Origin of the sequence: Bradyrhizobium sp. SZCCHNR2028 (assembly GCF_032380995.1) — a bacterium.
Classification (GTDB): Bacteria; Pseudomonadota; Alphaproteobacteria; order Rhizobiales; family Xanthobacteraceae; genus Bradyrhizobium.
On the sequence record NZ_JAUHJF010000004.1, the window covers coordinates 193,295 to 213,736 of the forward strand.

Consider the following 20,442-nt stretch of genomic DNA (forward strand, 5'->3'; position numbering starts at 1 on the left):
CGCTCAAGCCGGACGCGGCGGATGTTGCGTACGCGGATGCCGGTCGTGAAGCAGCTTGGCGAGCTCGTGCCTCAGATCGTCGTGACCGCGCATCGCCGTCTCGAACAGCGCCTCCTGGATGTCGCGCGGCATGTCGCCCCAGACGCCGATGGCGGCGTTTCCGAGCAGCTCTGCGAATCGCTTGTCGTCCATGCGGCACCTCCGCACGAACTGACGTGCGAGGACGGCAAAGGTTCCAGGCAGGCTATTGCGTGGTGAACAGGACCAAGGCGATCGCGACGGAGAGCGCGACCGCGGACACCGTCCCCGTGGTCGACAGCACGCCCATGCGCCACAGCGCGCCGGCAAAGACGATGATGATCGGCGTCGCGGTGAGGAGGCCGAGCTGCGCTTCGGTCATGGGATCTGCTCCTGACGATGCCGGCTCTTAGCGTGCCTCGCGGGTCCGCTGTTTGCGCGCCGACAAAGAGTCCAACTGACGGTCCGACTAGCCTCTCGACGTTCAACTCGGAGGCAGGGATGTCGGCGCTCGCTTGTGAGCCGGAGCAGGAGGAACGTTGGGGCGTGCTGGATGGTCTGCCCGGCGACGCCATGATGTGGGTGCTGATCCTCAGCGAGCTCGTCGCCTTCGGCCTCCTGCTGGGCGGTTTCGTGGTGACGCGGGCCCTCAACCCCGTCGTGTTCGCGGTCGGGCAGGCGATGCTCGATAGCCGCCTGGCCGCTGTGAACACGGCCGTGCTGGTCACCAGCGGCTGGGCCGCCGCGCGAGCTGCTGCTTCTGCGCGGCACGCCTCGACCGGGAGCGCCCGACGCTGGCTCGGGCTCGCCATGTTGCTGGGTGCCGTTTTCATCGCCGTCAAGCTGACGGAATATGGCGGCGAGATCGCCGCCGGCGCGGGCATGGAGACATCACCGTTCTTCACCCTCTACTTCCTACTGACGGGCTTTCACCTCCTGCATGTTCTGCTCGGCATCGTCATCCTGGCCGTCGTCGGCCGCAGCGCCACCGCCAATGGCGTCGAGACCGGGACCGCCTTCTGGCACATAGTCGACCTGGTTTGGATCGTCATGTTTCCGGTCCTCTATCTGGTCGGTTGAGCCATGTTCCGTGACCGTCTCGATCGGGCCTGGCTTCAACTGCTGGCCCTTGCCATTGCGACGCTTGCGGCGTCGCTGCTGCTGCCGAGCCGATGGCTCGTCGATGCGGCCGCACTGCTGCTCGCATTGGCAAAGGGCAGGGTGATCGTGCTCGATTTTCTCGGCTTGCGCGATGCGCCCGCGCTGTGGCGCGGCCTGCTCACCACGTGGCTGGCGGCTCTCGTTGCGCTTGCCGGGCTCGCGGTCGCGATCCGCGCGCTCATCTGATCGGCCATCGCCGCGCTCGTTGCGCTCCGACAAAGAGCCCCTCGGCATTGCCGGTAGATTGCTTTCACACCATCGAACTTCACCAAACGGAAAGGACGTGTCATGGCGGAACGCCTGACCAAGTCGGCCGCGCGGAACGTCTTTTACGGCGGTTCGGCCTTCTTCTTTGCGATCTTCCTCGGGCTCACAGCGCACAGCCACTACTACATGGTCACGACCTCGACCAATGCGTCGACGCTGTCCGACGGCGTCGCACGCGGCAAGCACGTCTGGGAGAAGAACTCCTGCATCAATTGCCATACCCTGCTCGGCGAGGGCGCCTATTTCGCGCCCGAGGTCGGCAATGTCTGGGACCGCTGGGGCGGCAGACAGGACCCGGCCGCCGCGCGCGAGATGCTGAAATCCTGGATGCAGTCGCAACCCTCCGGCGCTCCCGGCCGCCGGCAGATGCCGCAGTTCAATTTGTCCGACCAGGAGCTCAACGACCTCGCCGACTTCCTGCAATGGGCCGACACGATCAAGCGTCAGGACTGGCCGCCGAACAAGGCCGGCTGAGCCGGCACCCCGCCCCCCCCCGTCATGAGAGAGATCCGCGATGAGATATGAGACCCAGAAGGTCGCGATGCTGTATTTCTACGGCGCGCTGACGCTCTTCCTCGCCCAGGTCATCTTCGGCCTGCTCGCCGGCACCATCTACGTGCTGCCGAACACGCTGTCGGTCCTGCTGCCCTTCAACATCGTCCGCATGATCCACACCAACGCGCTGATCGTGTGGTCGCTGATCGGCTTCATGGGCGCCACCTACTTTCTGCTGCCCGAGGAGACCGAGACCGAGCTCTACAGCCCGCTGCTCGCCAAGATCCAGTTCTGGATGTTCTTCGGCGCGGCGGGGGCTGCCGTGGTCGGTTATCTCTTCCACTACCATGAGGGCCGCGAGTTCCTCGAGCAGCCCTTCATCATCAAGGTCGGCATCGTCGTCGTCTGCCTGATGTTCCTGTTCAACGTCACCATGACAGCCCTTAAGGGCCGCAAGACCACGGTAACCAACATCCTGCTGTTCGGCCTGTGGGGCGTGGCGATCTTCTTTCTGTTCGCTTTCTACAATCCGGCCAATCTCGCCGTCGACAAGATGTACTGGTGGTACATCGTCCATCTCTGGGTCGAGGGGGTCTGGGAGCTGATCATGGCCTCTATCCTGGCCTTCCTGATGATCAAGCTCAACGGCATCGACCGCGAGGTGGTCGAGAAGTGGCTCTACGTGATCATCGGGCTCGCGCTGTTCTCCGGCATCCTCGGCACCGGCCATCATTTCTACTGGATCGGCGCCCCCGGCTACTGGCAGTGGATCGGCTCCTTGTTCTCCACCCTCGAGGTCGCGCCGTTCTTCACCATGGTGATCTTCACGGTGCAGATGACGCTCAAGGCGGGACGCAGGCATCCGAATCGCGCCGCGCTGCTGTGGTCGGTCGGCTGCTCCGTCATGGCGTTTCTCGGCGCCGGCGTGTGGGGCTTCCTGCACACGCTGTCCAGCGTGAACTACTACACCCACGGCACCCAGGTCACCGCTGCGCACGGCCACCTCGCCTTCTTCGGCGCCTATGTGATGCTCAACCTCGCCGTGATGGCCTATGCCGTGCCGCAACTGCGCCAGCGTGCGCCCTACAATCAGTGGCTCTCGATGGCGAGCTTCTGGATCATGTGCACGGCGATGATGACGATGACCTTTGCGCTGACCTTCGCCGGCATCATCCAGGTGCATCTGCAGCGCGTGCTCGGCCAGAGCTACATGGACGTGCAGGACCAGCTCGCGATGTTCTACTGGGTGCGGCTCGGCTCCGGTGTGTTCGTGGCGATCGCGGCGCTGATGTTCGTCTGGGCCGTGCTGGTGCCCGGCCGCGCCAAGGAGCCCGTGATCCCCGGCGCGCTGCAGCCGGCGGAGTGAAATCCCGCAGGCGGCGGCCTCGATGCCGCCGCCCGCATCCCCCGATTCGGAGAGTGATCATGAAGCCCGCGCTGCACGCGATCGATACCGCCCCGTCGTTTCCCTCGTACACGCCGACCGGCAATGAATGCGCGCTGTTCGAGCATGCGTTCCGGCATCGCCTGCCGGTGCTCCTGAAGGGCCCGACCGGCTGCGGCAAGACCCGCTTCGTCGCGCACATGGCGGCGCGGCTGGAACTGCCGCTGCACACGGTGGCCTGTCACGACGACCTCACCGCCGCCGATCTCACCGGACGCTATCTGCTCAAGGGCGGTGACACCGTCTGGACCGACGGCCCGCTGACCCGCGCGGTGCGCGAGGGCGGCATCTGCTATCTCGACGAGGTGGTCGAGGCCCGCAAGGATGTGACGGTGGTGCTGCATCCCCTCACCGACGACCGCCGGATCCTGCCCTTGGAGCGGACCGGCGAGGAGCTGATCGCGCCCGACGGTTTCATGCTCGTGGTGTCCTACAATCCGGGTTATCAGTCGCTGCACAAGGCGCTCAAGCCGTCGACACGGCAGCGCTTCATCGCCATCGAATTCGGCTTCCTGCCCGCCGAGCAGGAGATCGCGGTGGTCGCCGCCGAGAGCGGGCTGCCGCCGGAGCGCGTTCGGCCGCTGGTAGCGCTCGCGCATCGCCTCCGCGCGCTGCAGGGCCATGACCTGGAGGAGGGCGTCTCGACCCGGCTCCTGGTCTATTGCGCAACCCTGGTTGCGGCTGGCACGCCCGTCGCCGACGCCGTGCTCGCCGCGATGATCGAGCCGCTCACCGATGACGCCGACGTCAAGGCCGCTTTGCGCGAGGTCGCGCGTGCCGTGATCGGGTGAGTCATGCTCGACTTTCTCGAACTGGAGGAGACCGTCGGCCGCGCCTGGCACCGCATGGTCGGCACGACCTCGAGCTATCCGGTCCATCCGGATCAGGCCGTCGCGCTGAACGAGATCAGCGGCCGCATCGCCGTGATGTTCCGCGCGCTGGGCGGCGAGAGCGGCGTGCAGGTCGCCGGAGCCAGGGCGCGCAAGTCGGGCCATCGGCTCGGCTGGCGCCAGCGCATTGGCCTCGGCGACGAATGCCTCGATCAGGCCGGGCGCGACGGCGCCACCGTGTTCCTGCCGGAGACCATCGCTTTGCTGCCGGATCGCGCGCTCAATGCACAGCTCTATCACTGGCTCGCGGCGTGGTTCGCGACCATGGCGGTCGAGCCGATCGCGGAGCGCGATCCGCTGCGGCATGATCTGCTGGCGCTGCGCCGGGCCTGTGAGACGACCTCGCTGGTGCTGGCGCGCTTTGCGGGACTGGCGCGCACGCATGCGCAACTCGCCGAAGCGCTGGCTGCGGCGCGGCCGCGGCGGCCGCTGCCTCGGCTCGAGCAGCAGGTCGAGCATATCGTCATGGCGCTGCTCGGCGCCGGCGCGCCGCCCAAGGGCGCGCTGTGGAATGCGGTCATCGCCGGCGGCGCGTTGCCGGAGGCCGCCCCGCCCGGCTATCGGCCGTTCTTGCCGTGTCCGCTATGGGGCGATTGCTGGAGCCGCGATGCCGTTGCCGCGGCGCGCGAGGACGACGAGACGCAGACGCCCGCGGAGCAGGAGGGGGCACCCGACACCCGCAAGCGCTTTGCGCGGCGCGAGCGCGACGACACGGCCAAGCGCGATCCGTTCATTCTCAACCGCTTCGAGAAGATCCTGGCGATGGCGGAGATGGTCAATGTCGATCGCCCTTCCGACGATACCGACGATGACGATGCCCGCAAGGCCGCCGACGATCTCGATGAGCTCGCGATCGCCAGGCGCAAGGGGCGTCCGGCGAGCAAGCTGAAATTCGATCTCGACCTGCCGCCCGAGGCGGTGGACACGGCCCGTCTCGGCAGCGGCCGACTGTATCCCGAATGGAATTATCGCGGCGGCGCCTATCTGCCGGACCATTGCCGCGTCGTGACCGGCGACGCCGCTGAGGCGGGCGAGGCGTGGGCTCCGGACGATGCGATGCGCCGGCGCATCCGCAGCGTACGGCGCAGGTTCGAGACCTTGCGGCCGCGTCACGAGGTGATGCGCGCGCAGGCCGACGGCCACGACCTCGACATCGACGCGCTGGTGCGCGCGCGCTGCGATCTCAATGCCGGCCATGGCGGACTTGATCGCGTGCATCTGGCGATGCGCCCGCTCGCGCATGATCTCGCGGTGACCCTGCTGGTGGACGTCTCCCTGTCCACCGATGCGTGGATCGACGGCGTGCGCGTGCTCGACGTCGAGAAGGAGGCGCTGCTGGTGCTGGCGCATGGGCTGTCGGCCTGCGGCGACAGCCACAGCATTCTCACCTTCACCTCGCGGCGCAACTCATGGGTCCGCCTGGAGACCGTGAAGGCATTCGGCGAGCCGATGAGCGGGCGGGTCGAGCGCCGTATCGGTGCGCTTAGGCCCGGCTACTACACGCGCATCGGCACGGCGGTGCGTCACGCCGCCGGCGAGCTCGCCGAGCGACCCGAGCGCAAGCGTCTGCTGCTGGTGCTGACCGACGGCAAGCCGAACGACGTCGATCACTATGAGGGACGTTTCGCGATCGAGGACACGCGCAAGGCGGTACAGGAGGCGCGGCGCGGCGGCGTCGCCGTGTTCGGCGTGACCATCGACGCGTCGGCGCAGTCGTATTTTCCGACCCTGTTCGGCCGCGGCGGCTACGGCATCGTCGGCAACATCAGGCGACTGCCTGCAGCACTGCCCGCGCTGTATCGGCAGATTGCCCACTGAGGTCGGACGCTGGTTGCGAGTTGCGAGCTATTTCTCACCTTTCGGGAGCTTGCCCCCCTTCAGGTCGCCGGCTCGCGCAGATTTCGCAACGGCACCGGCAAATGACCCATCAGCTTGTCGAACTCGCCGGGGTCGAGCTTCTCCCAGAGAATCTCGAAGATGCCGCGTGCGGCCCTGAGCGGATCGACCGGAAATTGTGGCGGCAACTGACGGAAGATGTCATCGACGAAATATTCGAGATGGCGGTCCTTGGTCGGCGTCGCCGCGTGATGCCAGCCTTCGTAGTAGATGCCGCGAATGAGCAGCGGCAGCTGCGCGCCGAAGTTCACGGCGGTCGCCATCGGCAGGCGGTCGCGCAGCACATGCAGCACCGCGCGCAGCGCGTTGTAGGCCTGCTGTCGGCTCGAGAGCGCGAGGCGCTGCTCGATGGCCTTCAGCCAGATGTTGGTTTCCTGGACGGTGTGATCCAGAGCCGTCACGCCGATCTCGCTCATGTGATTCTCCGTGAATGCTGCACAAGGACCGTTCGCGGGACGCCGAACGAGGCAACAGCGACGACTGATTCGCTAGGGAGCCTTGTGAGTAGGCGGCGCGTTCTCAGCGAGGATGTTGATCTGCATCAACGCGAGTGTTGTGGCCGATCGTGAGGTAAATGGAGGGTCAACCGCGCCGGGCCGCCGTTGACGGTTCCCGCTCATCTGCGCCGAGCTGCCGACAGGGATACCGGGCGGCGGGCGCGGCATCCGTGATCTCACGGGGATCGGGGTTCACACTGACAAACAGCAGGACAGCACATCGCGATCTCGCGGCGCAGGTTACGCCCGAGGCTTGCATGACGTCACCCTCTTCAAGTGAGAGGGCGCAGGGAAGGCCGGGAGCTCGCCGCCCCCATGGCCCCCGTGCGGAAAGAATGCACGGGGCAGGAACCACAGGTTCGGCTGAGACATCCCGGCCTTCCCTGCGCGATGGTGTTACGGCTTATACGCATTCTCCCCGGTGAACGGGCTGTCTTGCCACCGTCACCCGCGTGAGGCTGAAACCTCGTCACGAGCTTGACGCCAGCGTCGCGGCGCCAGGACCATGCGATTTCGCCGTCCGCGCCGTGCCGTTCGTCCGCAGGCATGACACCCGCTGCGACACGTCGCGTCCATCGCATCCCGCACTCCACGTCTCGTGACGTTCGCGACACGCCCCTCTTCATGAGGCGGGATGCGCGAAATGTCGTCCCGATTTGCCCGACGGCGCAAGCGGTTTATCTGCGGCAGACTGGCACGACGGGCAATTCGCGCATGGCGGTCATGCTGAGTCATTCATTCGATGGCGCCGGGATTTTGCGTGACCTCGCTCAGTTGGAGCGCACATCTCATGCTGGAATCGGGCTTATGCCTTCGAGGCGGCGCGAGGTGAGCGCTGCGGGCACTGAGAGACATGCGACCACAGCGCTCGTCGTTCGCGGTGGCGAGCATGACTCCGAGCGTCCGGAAAGCTCACAAATCTGGAACTCGCGCGACTCGTTCGCAGTGAACATCCCGAGATCATCGCGGGCCGGCGCTGCGCCGTCAGGTTGAACCGTAATCGTCCTGCTTGTGAAGAACACGTCTTCGCTTGCTCGTCGCGACAGACTCACCTTACATCGGAGTCGTCCGAGGCGGAGAGATCGCGTCTCGACACCCCTTCAACTCACGAATCGACGTCGGCTCGCAATGCTCAAGTCTGCCCAAGAGAAGTCTGTTCACAACAAGCCTGCTCAAGACAAATCCGGCAAAGACCTTCCGCTGACCGGCTATGCCGTCGTGGTCGATGGTCAGATCAAGACCGAGTTCAAGACAAAAGAGGGCGCGCACAACGGCGCGCATGACCTGAAGCGCCGGTTTCCGATGTTGCAGATCAGGGTGTACGACGCGGAGACGAAGCAGACCCACGACATCGAGTTGGCGCGGGTGTGAGTCGGCCTGCCGTGCGGGTCCTGGTGTCGTGAGGACGCAAGGCCGTTGCATCTTGTTGAGGTCATCGCAATCGTTGTCGATGTTTGAGTGTATGGAAAGCAGCTCCTGATCTAGCCGAGGGTGCGGTGCCCGTTACTGCGCCCTCGCCCGTTGTGGGAGAGGGCGCTGTAACTGCAGCCGCGTCGTGGCTGGGGTGCACGCAGACGGCTGTCGCGGCCTGCGCGCAAGATGCGCCGTTGCGGTGTCGGGTGGTATGAGCCAATCTTCCTCATCTCCGACCATGCGAGCAGCCATCATGACAGAAACCGCCTGGAACAGACTTTCCGCCGCAGCGCTTCGCGCGCTCGCGGCGCGCGACGCGATCGTGTTGTTGCCGGTGGCCTCGACCGAGCAGCACGGCCCGCATCTGCCGACGGGCGTTGACGACTTCCTGTGCAGCGAGGTCTGCCGTCGCACCGCGCTGGAGCTGGCTCCAGACTATCCCATCGTGGTCGCGCCGACCGTCTGGTGCGGGCTTGCCGACCATCACGTTCCGTTCGGCGGCACCTTCACCCTCAGTCTCTCCACCTACCACGCCGTGCTTAGGGACCTGTGTCGCTCGATCCTGAATGCCGGCTTCCGCCGCATCGTGATCGTCAACGGCCATGGCGGCAACATTCAGGCGCTGGCCACTCTCACCGGCGAATTGACGCGCGAGCTCAATGCGCCGATCGCGACGACGACCTATTTCATGGAAGGGCGGGAGATGATGGCCGAGGTCCTCGAGGATCAGGAGGGCGTGATGCATGCCTGCGAAGCCGAGACCTCGATGATGATGGTGGTTCATCCCGGCCTCGTCGATGCGGCGAGGCTCGACGCGGCCTTTGGGCCGAGCTTCGACATCATGGGCTCGCTGGTGCCGTCGCTGAAAATGTTCAGATCGTTCGCCGACATCACCACCTCCGGCGTCGCAGGCGATGCGCGCAAGGCATCTGCTGCAAAGGGCGAGAAGCTGCTCGCCGGCTGCGCGGCGGCGCTGGCGGCGCGATTGCGGGCGGGCGAGCCATGGTCGACTGCAACAACTCCGCCGCCAGCCGCAAGATGACAGCGACGCGGAGCATCATCCCGGGAAGCCCGCCGCAGGCAGGCGTTTCGGATGATGGGCCGCAAACGATACGTCCACCGGTTTAATCATGGACGGCAAGCTCAGCCGCGTTCCGCGGAAGCGGCGAGACTCGGAGCCCCGATCGCGTCGACGCAACCGGCGAGACTCCGGCTCGCGTTGCGCACCTCGTTTCGAAACGTCTTCGCCAGATTCGACAGCGGCCTTGCCTCGGACCACAGCACATAGGCCGACACCGTGGTGCAGGGCGTGAACGGCCGTACCACGAGATCAGGCCCGCCCTGACGCGGCGAGAACGGGTCGACCACGGCGACACCGACGCCGGTCGAAGCCAGCACGCAGGCCGTGTTGCAGTAGCGCACTTCGACGGTCGGCTGGAAGTCCGCATCGGCTTGCCGGAAGCTCTCGCGCACGGCTTCGCCGAGGCGGGTGCCGCGTTCGAGGCCGATCAGCGGGAACCCAGCGAGATCCCGCGCTGAAATCACATCGTGGTCCGCAAGCGGATGCCGGGCTGGCATCACGCACACCATTTCGCCGGTGTGCACGACCTCATGGGCGATCCCGGGATGGTCGGACAGTCCGAGCGCGAAACCGAGCTCGGCGACATTGCCGAGCACGCCCTCGATGATGCCCTCGTAGCGGCGCACGTCGAAGAACATTCGCGTCTGCGGCCGGCGCCGCAGGAAGCCTGACAAGGTCGGCGGGATGATGCTGTAGGCGAGCGGCGGCGTGGCGACGATCGACAGATGACCCGTCTTCTGCTCGCGCAGGTCACGCACGCGGTTTTCCAGCCGGGCGTGCAAGGTGAAGATCGCCTCGCTCTCCTCATAGAGCGTCATTGCCTCCGGCGTCGGAAACAATCGGTTATTGACGCGCTCGAACAGGGTGAAGCCGGCCTGGGCCTCCATCGCCTTGAGCGCGTTGCTGATCGCGGGCTGCGACAGCGCCAGCTCTTCGGCGGCGGCGACGGTGGTGTGATGGCGAATGACGGCCCGCAGGATCTCCAGCTGGCGCAGGTTCATGGCATGGTCGTCCTATAAGCCCCGGTGATGGTCTCGGCCAAAATATCATAGCGCGCGGCCGTGTGGGCAGATTGCAAATCCCACGCCGCTTTCGCCAAATGATCCCTTCTTCCAGTGCGCGCATCCAGGCGGCGTTCCGCCTGATCGTTCGGCATGGCGCACAGATCGGAGGCACCATTGAGCCGAATCTTCCGCGCCGCCGCCGCCCAGATGGGACCGACCCAGCGCGCCGACAGCCGGACGCACACGCTGTCCCGCATGATTGCGCTGCTGGATCAGGCCGCCAGCCAGGGCGCGAAGCTGGTGGTTTTCCCCGAGCTCGCCTTCACGACGTTCTTTCCGCGATGGATCCTCGAAGACGAGGCGCTCGACGACCATTTCGAGCGGTCGATGCCAAACCCGGCCGTCGCTGCGCTGTTCGACCGGGCGCGAGAGGTTCGTGTCGGCTTCTATGTCGGCTATGCCGAGCTGACGCCGGACGGACGCCGATTCAACAGCTCCATCCTGGTCGATCCCGACGGCGAGATCATCAGCAAATATCGCAAGGTGCATCTGCCGGGCTCGGTCGAGCCGCGGCCGGGCGCCAGGTATCAGCAGTTGGAGAAGCGCTATTTCGGCTACGGCGATCTCGGCTTTCCAGCGGTGCGCGCCGGCAGCGAATGGGGCGGCGCGATCATGGGGATGATGATCTGCAACGACCGGCGCTGGCCGGAATCGTGGCGCGTGCTCGGGCTGCAGGGCGTGGAGCTGGTCTGCGTCGGCTACAATTCCGCGGCCTACGATCCCAATGGCGGCACCACCGAGGATGCCTCGCTGCGCACCTTCCATTCGACGCTGGTGGCGCAGGCCAACGCCTACATGAACGCGACCTGGGCGATCGCGGTGGCGAAGGCCGGCGACGAGGATGGCAGCGGGCTGATCGGCGGCTCCTGCATCGTCGATCCCGATGGCTGCATCGTGGCGAAGGCGACGACGCTCGCCGATGAGGTCATCGTCGCCGACATCGACCTCGATCTGTGCCGCCAGGGCAAGGACAAGATGTTCAACTTCGCGGCGCATCGCCGGCCGGATCAGTACAAGGTCATCACCGAGCGCGCCGGCGTGGTCGAGCCGGTCGCGCTCGATTAGCCGTTCACATGGGGGAGTGTCGCAGGGTGCGCCGTTCGTCGTTCGCAGGTTTCGTCATCCTCGCCTCGCTTGCTCCGGCGGGGGCCGCGGAGCTGCCCGCCGAGATCAAGCAGGCTGGCGTGCTCAAGCTCACGGTCAACTCGACCTACGCGCCGATGGAATATCACGACCCCGCCACCAACGAGCTGAAGGGACTCGACATCGACCTGGCCAACGAGCTGGCGAAGCGGCTTGGCGTCAAGATCGTCTGGAGCGAGACACCGTTCGCCGAGCTGATCCCATCGCTGCAGACCAGGCGCGCCGACTTCATCATCTCCGGCATCTCCGATCGCGCCTCGCGGCGCGAGACCGCCGACTTCGTCGACTATCTGGTCACAGGCCCGCAATTCTTCGTGCTGGCGGAGAGCGATGCCAAGGTCGCGACCGATCTGTGCGGCAGGAAGATCGGCACCACGCGCTCGACCAGCTTCCCGCAGGAGATCGAGAAATGGAGCAAGGCGGTCTGCGAGGCCGCCGGCAAGCCGGCGGCGCAATATGTGCCGGGGGAGAACTCGATCGATGTCCGCAACCAGCTGAAGCAGGGCCGCATCGAGGCCGCCGTGCAGGGCAGCGAAACCTTGCCCTATGCGCAGTCGCAGGAGACCGGCAAGTATCGCATCGTCGGTGAGCCCATCGCCTTCGGCTACCAGGGCATCATGTTCCGCAAGGATGATGCGGGGCTTCGCGAAGTCGTGACCGAGCAGATCAAGGCGATGATCGCCGACGGCAGCTACAAGGTCATTCTCGACAAATGGGGTCTCGGCGCCAATGCGGTGCGCGAGCCGATGCTCAACGCGGCGCCGCAATGAGCCGCGCCGACGTGCTGGCCGATGGCTTTCCCGACCTGTCGGCGCACAGGATCGCGCGCGAGGCGCATTGGGGCCGCTGGCTTACGGCTGCCGTCATCGTCGTGATCCTGCTGGCGATCGGCCGCGCCTTCGCCAGAGGCCAGATCGAATGGTCTTACGTCGAACGCTTCCTGACCGCCCCGGTGATCCTGCGCGGCATCGTCAACACCATGGTCATGGCGGTCGCGGCGATGGCGCTCGGCATCGCGCTTGGCGTGGTCGTCGCGATCATGCGGCTGTCGCCCAATCCGGTGCTGCGGTCGGTCGCCGCCGGCTACACCTGGCTGTTCCGCGGCACGCCGCTGATCCTGCAGCTGCTGCTGTGGTTCAACCTCGCGCTGGTGTTTCCGACCATCGGCATTCCCGGTCTGTGGAGCGCGCGTGCCGTCGACGTGATGACGCCGTTCCTGGCCGCGCTGCTCGGGCTCGGCATCAACCAGGGCGCCTACACCTCGGAGGTGATGCGAGCCGGGCTGCTGTCGGTCGACATCGGCCAATACGAGGCGGCGCAGGCGATCGGCATGGGACGGCTGCAGGCGCTGCGCCGGATCATCCTGCCGCAGGCGATGCGGGTGGTGATCCCGCCGCTCGGCAACGAGTTCATCGGCCTGGTCAAGGCGACCTCGCTCGCCAGCGTGATCCAGTATCCCGAGGTGCTGCACTCGGCCGAGAACATCTACTACGCCAATTCGCGCGTCATCGAGCTCCTGATCGTCGCCGGCCTCTGGTATCTGCTCGTGGTCTCGATCCTGACGCCGCTGCAGATGCTGCTCGAACGCCGTTTTGCCCGCGGCATCGCGCGGGGACGCTGATGACGCCGCTCGTCGCCATCCGTCAGGTCAGCAAGCGCTTCGGCGAATTCCAGGCGCTCAAGCAAGTCTCGCTCGATGTGTTCGAGGGCGAGGTGGTCTGCCTGATCGGGCAATCCGGCTCCGGCAAGACCACCTTGCTCCGTTGCGTCAACCAGCTGACCACGGCCGACAGCGGCGGCATCTGGCTCGACGGCGCGCTGCTCGGTTTCCGCGAGCAGGATGGCCGGCTGCATCGGCTGTCGGAGCGCGAGATCGCGCGGCAGCGCCTCGCCTGCGGCATGGTGTTCCAGCGCTTCAATTTGTTTCCGCACATGACGGCGCTGGAGAACGTCATCGAGGGGCCGGTGCAGGTGCAGAAGCGTGGACCGGCCGAAGCGAAGGACGAGGCCATGGCGCTGCTGCGGCGGGTGGGCCTCGCCGACAAGGCGGGCTCCTATCCATCGCAATTGTCGGGCGGCCAGCAGCAGCGCGTCGCCATTGCGCGCGCGCTCGCCATGAAGCCGCGGATGGTGCTGTTCGATGAGCCGACCTCGGCGCTCGATCCCGAGCTGGTCGGCGAGGTGCTCAGCGTGATGAAGGAACTCGCGACATCGGGCATGACCATGCTGGTGGTGACGCATGAGCTCGGCTTCGCGCGGGAGGTCGCCGACCGGGTGGTCTACATGGATCAGGGTGTGATCGTGGAGAGCGGCCCGGCCCGTGAGGTGCTGCGCGCGCCGCGCGAGGCGAGAACAAAGGCATTCCTGGCAGCTGAAGTGGGGTGAGGTGATGGGTTTGAAGTCGATCATGTTGGCTGGGTTCATGAGCGCGGCCGTGGCGGGCGCGGCTCTCGCCGCAGAGCTGCCGGCCGAGATCAAGCAGAGCGGCCTGCGCGTCGCGGTGGTGCCGAACTATCCGCCGATGGAGTTCAAGGATCCGGCCACCGCGACCCTGACCGGTTTCGATGTCGAGCTCGGCGAGGCCTTGGCCAAGAAGCTCGGCGTCAAGGCGGTGTGGCAGGAGACCAGCTTCGACCAGTTGATGCCGGGCCTCGCCACGCAACGCTTCGACATCATCCTGACCGGCATGACCGACTACAAGAGCCGGCAGGACACCGCGACCTTCCTCGACTATCTGCGCAGCGGTCCGCGCTTCTTCGTCCAGGCGTCGCGCGCGGCCGAGTTCAAGGAGCCGGCCGCGCTGTGCGGCAAGAAGGTCGGCGCCAGCAGGCGCACGATGTTCCCCAAGGACATCGCCGCCTGGAGCGAGAAGAACTGCGGCGCGAGCCCGATTCAGTTCGTCGGCACGGAAGGCTCGGCCGATGCGCGGACGCAGCTCAAGCAGGGCCGCATTGACGCCGCCGTGCAGGGCAACGAGACCTTGCCCTACATCATGGATCTCGAGCCGAACACCTATGTGCCGATCGGCGCGCCGATCGCCTACCAATATACGGGGCTGGCGACGCCGGTGAAGGCGGAGGAGCTGCGCGAGGCCTTGCGCGACGCGCTGGAGGGCCTGATTGCCGACGGCAGCTACAAGGCGCTGCTGGTGAAGTGGAAGCTCAGCGATAACGGAATCGAGAAGGTGCTGATCAATGCCGGACAGTAAGGCGCTCGCAGGCATTCCGCTCATTCCCGCCAACACCGCGCCGCCGGCGCCGGACTATCCGTGGCCTGAGCCGTATCGCGCGGCCATGTTCCTGTCGTTCGACATCGACGCCGAGAGCGCCTGGACCTCGAAGGATCCGGCGCACGCCGCGCGTCTGGTGACGATGAGCTTCGGTGGCTTCGAGGCGCGCGTCGGCACGCCGAAGCTGCTTGAGCTGCTCGCCGAGCTCGATCTCAAGGCGACGTTCTTCATCACGGGCTGGTCGGTCGACGCGCATCCGGCGATGGCGGAAGCCGTGCTGAAGGCGGGGCACGAGATCGGCCATCACGGCTATCACCATCTGTTGCCCGATCCCGGCGATCCCTTCATCATCGAGGAAATCGAGCGCGGCTTCGAGGCGATCCAGCGCCGGCTCGGCGTCCGTCCGATCGGCTACCGCGCGCCGTTCGGCGAGTTCTGCGAGGAGCTGCTGACAGCGCTGGTGCGGCAGGGCATCATCTACACCTCGTCGTTCCGCGACGACGTCAGGCCTTATCGACACCGTCTCGCCGACGGCAAGCCGGGCACGATCGAGATCCCGGTGACCGCGAGCTATGACGACTGGATGCACGGCCTGTCGGCGCGGTTCTCGCCGCGCTCGATCTTTCCGAAAGAGCATGTGCTGTCGATGTGGAAGGACGAGCTGGACGAAGTCCGCGACTGGGGCGCGATGGTGACGACCGTGCTGCATCCGCAGGTCTCGGGGCGGCCGATGCGTTTCCGCCTGTTGCGCGAGTTCCTGACCTACGCCAAATCGTGCCGGGACGTGTGGATCACGACCGGGGCCGAGATCGCGGCGAACTATCAGCGTCATGAGGCGGCGGAAGCGAAGGACGCATGAGCACGACCGCGATCTTCGGCAGCTACGTGCTGGCGCGCAAGGACGGCGCGCAGGATGTGCTGCGCGACCGTTGGGTGCTGATCGAGGGCAAGCAGATCGCAGCCGTGACGGCCGATAAGCCTGCGGCGGACGAGGTGTTCGACCGGCCCGGCCGCTTCGTGCTGCCGGGCCTGTTGAATCTGCACAACCACATCTTCAGCGAGGCGATCGCACGCACGCTCACCGAGGACGGCAACGGCCGGCGCAACAACAAGAGCATCGTCTACACGGTGCTGCTGCCGCTGTCCAAGCGCGGGGCCGAGATCCTCTCGGCGGAGGAGCGGCTGGCGATCGGCCGCATGGGGGTGCTGCAGCTCCTGAAGGGCGGCGCCACCACGGTCATGGAGCCGTTCCGCAACACGATTCCGGAGCTGTTCGATGCGGCTCTCGAGATGGGCCTGCGCTTCTATGGCGCGCCCTATCTGTTCTCGACATCAGATGCCAAGGCGGATGCCTCCGGCGTCGTGACTTACGCGGGCAATGACGGCGAAGCCGACATGGCAATCTGGAATGCGCTGTATCGGCGCTGGCACGGCCAGGGCGACGGCCGTATTCGTCTCGCGATGAGCCCGCACGCGACCGATACGTGCGGACCGGATCTGTTGCGCGCGGCTGCGAGCCGGGCGCGCGAGCTCGACATTCCCATCACGACGCACATGGCGCAGAGCGCAGGCGAGGTCGCGACCATCGCGCAGCGCTATGACGGCCGCACCCCGGCCGAGTATCTCGATTGGCTCGGCCTGCTTGGTCCAGATCTGCTGGCGGCGCATTGCCATGCCTCGACCGATGCGGACCTTGCGCTGATGGCGGCGCGTGGTGCCGGCGTGCTGAACTGCCCGCGCGTCTTCGCACGCGCCGGCGTCACCGCCGCCTTCGGCCGCTTCGCCGCGCATGGCGTACGCACGGCGGTCGGCACCGACGGCTACAACATGGACCTGCTCGGCGAGCTCAACGCGGCGTCGATGATCTCGAAGATCGCGCTGGGAAGCGCCGAGACCGCGAGCGCGCCGGAACTGATCGACGCGGTCACGGCGACCGCCGCCGCGATGATCAAGCGGCCTGATCTGGGCGTAATAGCACAGGGTGCGACCGCCGATCTCACCGTCATCGACATGACCCATCCGCATCTCCAGCCGCTGCACGATCCCCGCCGCGGCCTGATCGCCCTCGCCAACCGCGCCAACATCGACCAGGTGATGGTCGACGGCCGGCTGCTGATCCACGACGGTCGCTATCTCCACGGCAACGAGGCGGCCATCATGGCCGCAGGTACTGCTGCGATCGAGAGGATCTGGGCGCTGCCAGAGGCGCAGGCCGCGTTCGCCGGCTGACCGCTGCTACCTCGTGCCGTAGGCGCGGTCGCCGGCGTCGCCGAGGCCGGGAACGATGAAGGCGTCGTCGTCGAGGCCCTCGTCGATCGCGGCGGTCCACAGTGCGACATCGGGATGCAGGCCGCGGACGCGCTCGACGCCCTCGGGCGCCGCGATCATGCAGACCATGCGGATGTCCTTGGCGCCGCGCTCCTTGAGCCGGTCGACCGCGGCGACCGCGCTGTTGCCGGTCGCGAGCACCGGTGTGACGACGACGGCGAGACGCTCCTGCAGGTCGGACGGCGCCTTGAAGAAGTACTCGACGGCGGTGAAGGTCTGCGGCTCGCGGTAGAGGCCGATATGGGCAACGCGCGCGGTCGGCACCAGGTCGAGCATGCCGTCGACGAAGGTGACGCCGGCGCGCAACACCGGTACGAACACCAGCTTCTTGCCGGCGATCTTGGCCGACTGCATCCGCGCCAGCGGCGTCTCGATCTCGACCTCCGTGAGCGGCAGGTCACGCGTGACCTCGTAGCACAGGAGCATGCCGATCTCCTTCAAGAGCTCGCGGAACGACTTGGTCGAGATCGACTTGTCGCGGATCAAGGTCAGCTTGTGCTGCACCAGGGGATGATCGACGACCGTGACGCCTTCCATGGCTTTCATCTCCGAAGCGTAGGGTGGGCGAAGGCGCGAAGCGCCGTGCCCACCTGATATTAGCTCAGCTTGGAATGGTGGGCACGCTGCGCTTTGCCCACCCTACAGGCACTTCATCAGTTTCGTCATTGCGAGCGGAGCGACGAAGCAATCCAGACTTCCTTCCTGGCCCTGGATTGCTTCCGCCGTCGCCCTTCGGGCTATGGCGGACAAATCGCTTCGCTCGCAATGACGGAGGCGCAAGATCGATGAGTTTAACCTCAACCCCCCTTAAAACACCGTGCCGTCGCTGATGATGGTCAGCGGCGGCGAGCCGTCCGGGCGGCGAGCGAAGGCGAGCTTGCGGCCGGCGCCCCAGCTGCCGCCTTCGAGGATTCGCGCCAGCGGCAGCTGCTCCGCGGTCTGGCCGGTGCGCTGACGGATCAGCAAGGCCAGACGGTCGAGCAGGGCGACGGTCAACGCGCGCCATTCCACCACCAGCGGCGAGTCGACTGCATGGGCGCGCGCGGCATCGGCAGGGTCGCGCAGCACCAGCACGCCGCCATCGACGAACAGGCCGCCATTGCGGTATTCGGCAAGGCCAGTGAGGCCGTCGATGTTCTCGACCACCAGGCCCGCGCGCTGCAACGGTTCGATCAGCGAATAGCTCAGCCATTGCGACAGCTTGTGCAGCGGGACGAGACCGCTGGTCGCGTCATCGGTGACCAGGGAAGCATGGCGCCAGCAGTCGCCGAGCGCGATGCCTTGCAGCGTCAGCCGCGACGGCCAGATCGGGCCGAGCTGCAGCAGCACCTGCTGCAGAATGTCAGCGGCCTGGAGGTGGCCGCCGGTCGCACCAGCGGCGAGCTGATCGAACAGACCGCCGGGACGTGGGGTATCTTTCCGACCGAAGATCTCCGGCTTTGCAGCCGTGACCTCGCCTAGCCGGCGCAGCAGCGCAACGCGGCCTTCGAGTCCGACCAGCGGATTGTCGGCGCTCACCTGGAAGCCGCGTTCGAGATCGGCGACGATGATGTGCTGCAGCCTCGCGGCGTCGGCCCGCAGCGGATGGCTTGCATCGGCCGAAAACGCACCGCGTGCGAACATGTCGAGGCTCGCCAGTGCCAGCCCTTCGGAGCGGCCGATACGCGTGTCGCTTATGACATCATGGTAACGCCACGCCGCGCCGGCGCCCGCGTCGAGCAGCACGCTGGTGATGGCGAGATCGAACTCGGCGCGCGCCCGTGAGGCCGCATCATTCCACTGAATCTTGTCTGCGACAGCGGCCCAGCGATCGACGCCGCCGACCACGAAATGCCGCCAGCGCGAGTGGAACGGCACCTCGCCATCGGGATAGGCCTTGCTGGTGACGTCCAGCACGAGGTCGGCGATCGCATCGAGCTTGCCGATCTCGACCCGAAAATGCGACAGCTTGTCGGCAAGACCGAGCGCCAGCATCTGATGCGCACGCTCGCGCACTGCGCGGGCCGAGAGGAGGTAGGAGACGTCGTCCATGAGCTCAGGCTTCGCTCAGTATTTCTCGAGCGGCCGGCCGACGGTGTCGCCGAGCGCCTCGGGCTTCTGCGGCTCCAGCGAGAAATAGCCGGCCGCCTTCTTGGCCGCGATCTCGACATGGGCATCCGCCGGAATCAGCTCGTCCGGGATCGGCACGCGCTCGACGATGTCGACGCCTTGGCCCACCAGTGCGTCATGCTTCATGTCGCTCATCGAGATGAAGCGGTCGATGCGTTTGATGCCGAGCCAGTGGATGACGTCAGGCATCAACTGCTGGAAGCGCGCATCCTGCACGCCGGCGACGCATTCGGTGCGCTCGAAATAGGCCGCCGCGGCGTCGCCGTCCTCCTGGCGCTTGCGCGCATTGTAGACCAGGAACTTCGTCACCTCGCCGAGGGCGCGGCCCTCCTTGCGGTTGTAGACGATGATGCCGAGGCCGCCGTTCTGCCCGGCCGCGACACATTCCTCGATGCCATGGATCAGATAGGGGCGGCAGGTGCAGATGTCGGAGCCGAACACGTCGGAGCCGTTGCACTCGTCATGCACGCGACATGTAATCTTCGTCCGGCTGTCATTGAGCTTGTCGACGTCGCCGAACAGATAGACCGTGGTGCCGCCGATCGGCGGCAGGAACACCTGCAGGTCGGGCCGGGTCACCAGCTCCGGATACATGCCGCCGGTCTGCTCGAACAGGCCGCGGCGCAGATTGGTCTCGCTGGTGCCGAACCGCGCGGCCACGCCGGGCAGGTACCACACCGGATCGATCGCGATCTTGACCACCGACACGCTGCTGTTGGCGTGCACGACATCGCCATCATGAACGAGGCGCTTGGCCGCGAGCGCCGCATGCAGCTCCGGCAGCTCGATGCGCGCCTTGGTCACGGCGATCGTCGGCCGGATATCGATTCCTTCCGCGATCTCGCCGCCGAAATTCTCGGCGACCAGATGGCCCCAGGGATCGAGCGCGACGATCTTCGCCGGATCGCGCCACTGCGCGAACGGGCCGATGGTAGCGGCGGGATGGGTGTTGGTGAGATCCGGACGGCGGATCGGATCGAGCGCACCAGATGATACCGCGAGCGCGCGGTAGACCGTGTAGGAGCCGCCATGGCTGCCGATCACGTTGCGGTCCTGCGGACGCGACACCGTGCCGATGATCGGGCCGCGCTCGCGCGCGCTCTCGGCGCCCCAGTGGAGCGGGAAATTGTGCTTGGCGCCTGGCACCGGGTGCGAGGTCAGGCGAATGTGATCCGTACGGTTGGAGCGAGTCATCGGACAGCTACCCCCAAAACGGCAACGGCCCGCCTTGACGACGGGCCTGAGCAGAACGAGTTCACGTTTTCCATGCATCAATATAGCAGTTTTTCCCCGGCAAACAAGTGGTTCCCGGCGGCCGTCTATTTGTAAACGAATGGTATCGAGCGCTGGCCGCGCGTTGCGGCGGACGGGCCTTGGCATGGCGCTTGCCTTTTCGCAGCCGGGCCG

Annotated in this window: 22 protein-coding genes; 15 read left to right on the forward strand and 7 right to left on the reverse strand. The window is 66.2% G+C overall.

What is annotated here, in order from left to right; genetic code table 11:
* Nucleotides 1–3: 3 nt before the first annotated feature.
* Entirely contained in the window at nt 4–192 is a 189-nt protein-coding gene (locus QX121_RS09130) for a hypothetical protein (RefSeq protein ID WP_315738514.1), read from the reverse strand.
* Between the two features lie 52 nt (nt 193–244).
* Nucleotides 245–400 (reverse strand): hypothetical protein, encoded by a 156-nt coding sequence (locus tag QX121_RS09135; RefSeq protein ID WP_315738513.1) that lies wholly within the window; start codon nt 398–400, stop codon nt 245–247.
* Nucleotides 401–519: 119 nt separating this feature from the next.
* Here QX121_RS09135 and QX121_RS09140 point away from each other — a divergent pair, with 119 nt between their 5' ends.
* The 6 genes from QX121_RS09140 to QX121_RS09165 all read left to right on the forward strand — a co-directional run bounded on the left by QX121_RS09140 (nt 520) and on the right by QX121_RS09165 (nt 6,093).
* Nucleotides 520–1,098, forward strand: coding sequence for a cytochrome c oxidase subunit 3 (locus QX121_RS09140; protein WP_315811725.1), 579 nt, complete (start codon nt 520–522; stop codon nt 1,096–1,098).
* Nucleotides 1,099–1,101: 3 nt separating this feature from the next.
* On the forward strand, nt 1,102–1,365 hold the full coding sequence (locus tag QX121_RS09145; RefSeq protein WP_315755398.1) for a cytochrome C oxidase subunit IV family protein: 264 nt from the start codon (nt 1,102–1,104) through the stop codon (nt 1,363–1,365).
* A gap of 102 nt (nt 1,366–1,467) precedes the next feature.
* Nucleotides 1,468–1,920: a cytochrome c gene (locus tag QX121_RS09150; RefSeq protein ID WP_315738510.1), complete on the forward strand. Its 453-nt coding sequence runs from the start codon at nt 1,468–1,470 to the stop codon at nt 1,918–1,920.
* 40 nt (nt 1,921–1,960) lie between these two features.
* Nucleotides 1,961–3,307, forward strand: coding sequence for a cbb3-type cytochrome c oxidase subunit I (locus QX121_RS09155; RefSeq protein WP_315811726.1), 1,347 nt, complete (start codon nt 1,961–1,963; stop codon nt 3,305–3,307).
* Between the two features lie 59 nt (nt 3,308–3,366).
* Entirely contained in the window at nt 3,367–4,176 is an 810-nt protein-coding gene (locus tag QX121_RS09160) for a CbbQ/NirQ/NorQ/GpvN family protein (protein WP_315776025.1), read from the forward strand.
* 3 nt (nt 4,177–4,179) lie between these two features.
* Entirely contained in the window at nt 4,180–6,093 is a 1,914-nt protein-coding gene (locus QX121_RS09165; protein WP_315811727.1) for a nitric oxide reductase activation protein NorD, read from the forward strand.
* 59 nt (nt 6,094–6,152) lie between these two features.
* On the opposite strand, the gene QX121_RS09170 is transcribed toward QX121_RS09165, so the two are convergent.
* Nucleotides 6,153–6,587 carry a DUF2267 domain-containing protein gene (locus QX121_RS09170; RefSeq protein WP_315738506.1) on the reverse strand — a complete coding sequence of 145 codons (435 nt, stop codon included), beginning with the start codon at nt 6,585–6,587 and terminating at the stop codon, nt 6,153–6,155.
* Nucleotides 6,588–7,796: 1,209 nt separating this feature from the next.
* Here QX121_RS09170 and QX121_RS09175 point away from each other — a divergent pair.
* Entirely contained in the window at nt 7,797–8,039 is a 243-nt protein-coding gene (locus QX121_RS09175; protein ID WP_315811728.1) for a hypothetical protein, read from the forward strand.
* A gap of 295 nt (nt 8,040–8,334) precedes the next feature.
* Nucleotides 8,335–9,123 (forward strand): creatininase family protein, encoded by a 789-nt coding sequence (locus QX121_RS09180; RefSeq protein ID WP_315811729.1) that lies wholly within the window; start codon nt 8,335–8,337, stop codon nt 9,121–9,123.
* 101 nt (nt 9,124–9,224) lie between these two features.
* On the opposite strand, the gene QX121_RS09185 is transcribed toward QX121_RS09180, so the two are convergent.
* The gene (locus tag QX121_RS09185) at nt 9,225–10,163 is read right to left on the reverse strand and encodes a LysR family transcriptional regulator (protein ID WP_315811730.1); all 939 of its coding nucleotides are present in this window, start codon (nt 10,161–10,163) and stop codon (nt 9,225–9,227) included.
* A 153-nt stretch (nt 10,164–10,316) separates the two neighbouring features.
* On the opposite strand from QX121_RS09185, the gene QX121_RS09190 reads away from it, so the two are divergent.
* Genes QX121_RS09190 through QX121_RS09220 form a run of 7 tightly spaced genes read left to right on the forward strand, consistent with a single transcriptional unit; the run spans nt 10,317 to nt 16,827 of the window.
* Nucleotides 10,317–11,291, forward strand: coding sequence for an N-carbamoyl-D-amino-acid hydrolase (locus tag QX121_RS09190; RefSeq protein WP_315811731.1), 975 nt, complete (start codon nt 10,317–10,319; stop codon nt 11,289–11,291).
* An 8-nt stretch (nt 11,292–11,299) separates the two neighbouring features.
* Nucleotides 11,300–12,139, forward strand: coding sequence for an ABC transporter substrate-binding protein (locus tag QX121_RS09195; RefSeq protein ID WP_315811732.1), 840 nt, complete (start codon nt 11,300–11,302; stop codon nt 12,137–12,139).
* Nucleotides 12,136–12,990, forward strand: a complete 855-nt coding sequence (locus QX121_RS09200) for an amino acid ABC transporter permease (RefSeq protein WP_315811733.1) — start codon at nt 12,136–12,138, stop codon at nt 12,988–12,990. Before QX121_RS09195 ends, QX121_RS09200 begins: the two co-directional genes overlap by 4 nt.
* Entirely contained in the window at nt 12,987–13,754 is a 768-nt protein-coding gene (locus QX121_RS09205; protein ID WP_315811844.1) for an amino acid ABC transporter ATP-binding protein, read from the forward strand. The genes QX121_RS09200 and QX121_RS09205 overlap by 4 nt, the downstream gene beginning before the upstream one ends.
* 4 nt (nt 13,755–13,758) lie before the next feature.
* The gene (locus tag QX121_RS09210) at nt 13,759–14,577 is read left to right on the forward strand and encodes an ABC transporter substrate-binding protein (RefSeq protein ID WP_315811734.1); all 819 of its coding nucleotides are present in this window, start codon (nt 13,759–13,761) and stop codon (nt 14,575–14,577) included.
* On the forward strand, nt 14,564–15,457 hold the full coding sequence (locus QX121_RS09215) for a polysaccharide deacetylase (protein ID WP_315811735.1): 894 nt from the start codon (nt 14,564–14,566) through the stop codon (nt 15,455–15,457). The genes QX121_RS09210 and QX121_RS09215 overlap by 14 nt, the downstream gene beginning before the upstream one ends.
* Nucleotides 15,454–16,827, forward strand: a complete 1,374-nt coding sequence (locus QX121_RS09220; RefSeq protein WP_315811736.1) for an amidohydrolase family protein — start codon at nt 15,454–15,456, stop codon at nt 16,825–16,827. The genes QX121_RS09215 and QX121_RS09220 overlap by 4 nt, the downstream gene beginning before the upstream one ends.
* Before the next feature lie 6 nt (nt 16,828–16,833).
* On the opposite strand, the gene upp is transcribed toward QX121_RS09220, so the two are convergent.
* The 3 genes from upp to QX121_RS09235 all read right to left on the reverse strand — a co-directional run bounded on the left by upp (nt 16,834) and on the right by QX121_RS09235 (nt 20,229).
* Complete coding sequence (gene upp, locus QX121_RS09225) at nt 16,834–17,463, reverse strand: uracil phosphoribosyltransferase (RefSeq protein WP_315738496.1); 630 nt, start codon at nt 17,461–17,463, stop codon at nt 16,834–16,836.
* Nucleotides 17,464–17,733: 270 nt separating this feature from the next.
* Nucleotides 17,734–18,957: a URC4/urg3 family protein gene (locus QX121_RS09230; protein WP_315811737.1), complete on the reverse strand. Its 1,224-nt coding sequence runs from the start codon at nt 18,955–18,957 to the stop codon at nt 17,734–17,736.
* Nucleotides 18,958–18,972: 15 nt separating this feature from the next.
* Complete coding sequence (locus QX121_RS09235; RefSeq protein ID WP_315811738.1) at nt 18,973–20,229, reverse strand: GTP cyclohydrolase II; 1,257 nt, start codon at nt 20,227–20,229, stop codon at nt 18,973–18,975.
* Between the last annotated feature and the right edge of the window lie 213 nt (nt 20,230–20,442).

What these genes read in the sequence shown, in the direction of transcription:
- upp (WP_315738496.1), bottom strand. Translation starts at nt 17,463, where the DNA reads ATGGAAGGCGTCACGGTCGTCGATCATCCCCTGGTGCAGCACAAGCTG.
- QX121_RS09175 (WP_315811728.1), top strand. Translation starts at nt 7,797, where the DNA reads ATGCTCAAGTCTGCCCAAGAGAAGTCTGTTCACAACAAGCCTGCTCAA.
- QX121_RS09150 (WP_315738510.1), top strand. Translation starts at nt 1,468, where the DNA reads ATGGCGGAACGCCTGACCAAGTCGGCCGCGCGGAACGTCTTTTACGGC.
- QX121_RS09140 (WP_315811725.1), top strand. Translation starts at nt 520, where the DNA reads ATGTCGGCGCTCGCTTGTGAGCCGGAGCAGGAGGAACGTTGGGGCGTG.
- QX121_RS09235 (WP_315811738.1), bottom strand. Translation starts at nt 20,229, where the DNA reads ATGACTCGCTCCAACCGTACGGATCACATTCGCCTGACCTCGCACCCG.
- QX121_RS09180 (WP_315811729.1), top strand. Translation starts at nt 8,335, where the DNA reads ATGACAGAAACCGCCTGGAACAGACTTTCCGCCGCAGCGCTTCGCGCG.
- QX121_RS09190 (WP_315811731.1), top strand. Translation starts at nt 10,317, where the DNA reads ATGGCGCACAGATCGGAGGCACCATTGAGCCGAATCTTCCGCGCCGCC.
- QX121_RS09185 (WP_315811730.1), bottom strand. Translation starts at nt 10,163, where the DNA reads ATGAACCTGCGCCAGCTGGAGATCCTGCGGGCCGTCATTCGCCATCAC.
- QX121_RS09130 (WP_315738514.1), bottom strand. Translation starts at nt 192, where the DNA reads ATGGACGACAAGCGATTCGCAGAGCTGCTCGGAAACGCCGCCATCGGC.
- QX121_RS09160 (WP_315776025.1), top strand. Translation starts at nt 3,367, where the DNA reads ATGAAGCCCGCGCTGCACGCGATCGATACCGCCCCGTCGTTTCCCTCG.
- QX121_RS09170 (WP_315738506.1), bottom strand. Translation starts at nt 6,587, where the DNA reads ATGAGCGAGATCGGCGTGACGGCTCTGGATCACACCGTCCAGGAAACC.
- QX121_RS09210 (WP_315811734.1), top strand. Translation starts at nt 13,759, where the DNA reads ATGGGTTTGAAGTCGATCATGTTGGCTGGGTTCATGAGCGCGGCCGTG.
- QX121_RS09135 (WP_315738513.1), bottom strand. Translation starts at nt 400, where the DNA reads ATGACCGAAGCGCAGCTCGGCCTCCTCACCGCGACGCCGATCATCATC.
- QX121_RS09200 (WP_315811733.1), top strand. Translation starts at nt 12,136, where the DNA reads ATGAGCCGCGCCGACGTGCTGGCCGATGGCTTTCCCGACCTGTCGGCG.
- QX121_RS09195 (WP_315811732.1), top strand. Translation starts at nt 11,300, where the DNA reads ATGGGGGAGTGTCGCAGGGTGCGCCGTTCGTCGTTCGCAGGTTTCGTC.
- QX121_RS09145 (WP_315755398.1), top strand. Translation starts at nt 1,102, where the DNA reads ATGTTCCGTGACCGTCTCGATCGGGCCTGGCTTCAACTGCTGGCCCTT.
- QX121_RS09220 (WP_315811736.1), top strand. Translation starts at nt 15,454, where the DNA reads ATGAGCACGACCGCGATCTTCGGCAGCTACGTGCTGGCGCGCAAGGAC.
- QX121_RS09215 (WP_315811735.1), top strand. Translation starts at nt 14,564, where the DNA reads ATGCCGGACAGTAAGGCGCTCGCAGGCATTCCGCTCATTCCCGCCAAC.
- QX121_RS09155 (WP_315811726.1), top strand. Translation starts at nt 1,961, where the DNA reads ATGAGATATGAGACCCAGAAGGTCGCGATGCTGTATTTCTACGGCGCG.
- QX121_RS09165 (WP_315811727.1), top strand. Translation starts at nt 4,180, where the DNA reads ATGCTCGACTTTCTCGAACTGGAGGAGACCGTCGGCCGCGCCTGGCAC.
- QX121_RS09230 (WP_315811737.1), bottom strand. Translation starts at nt 18,957, where the DNA reads ATGGACGACGTCTCCTACCTCCTCTCGGCCCGCGCAGTGCGCGAGCGT.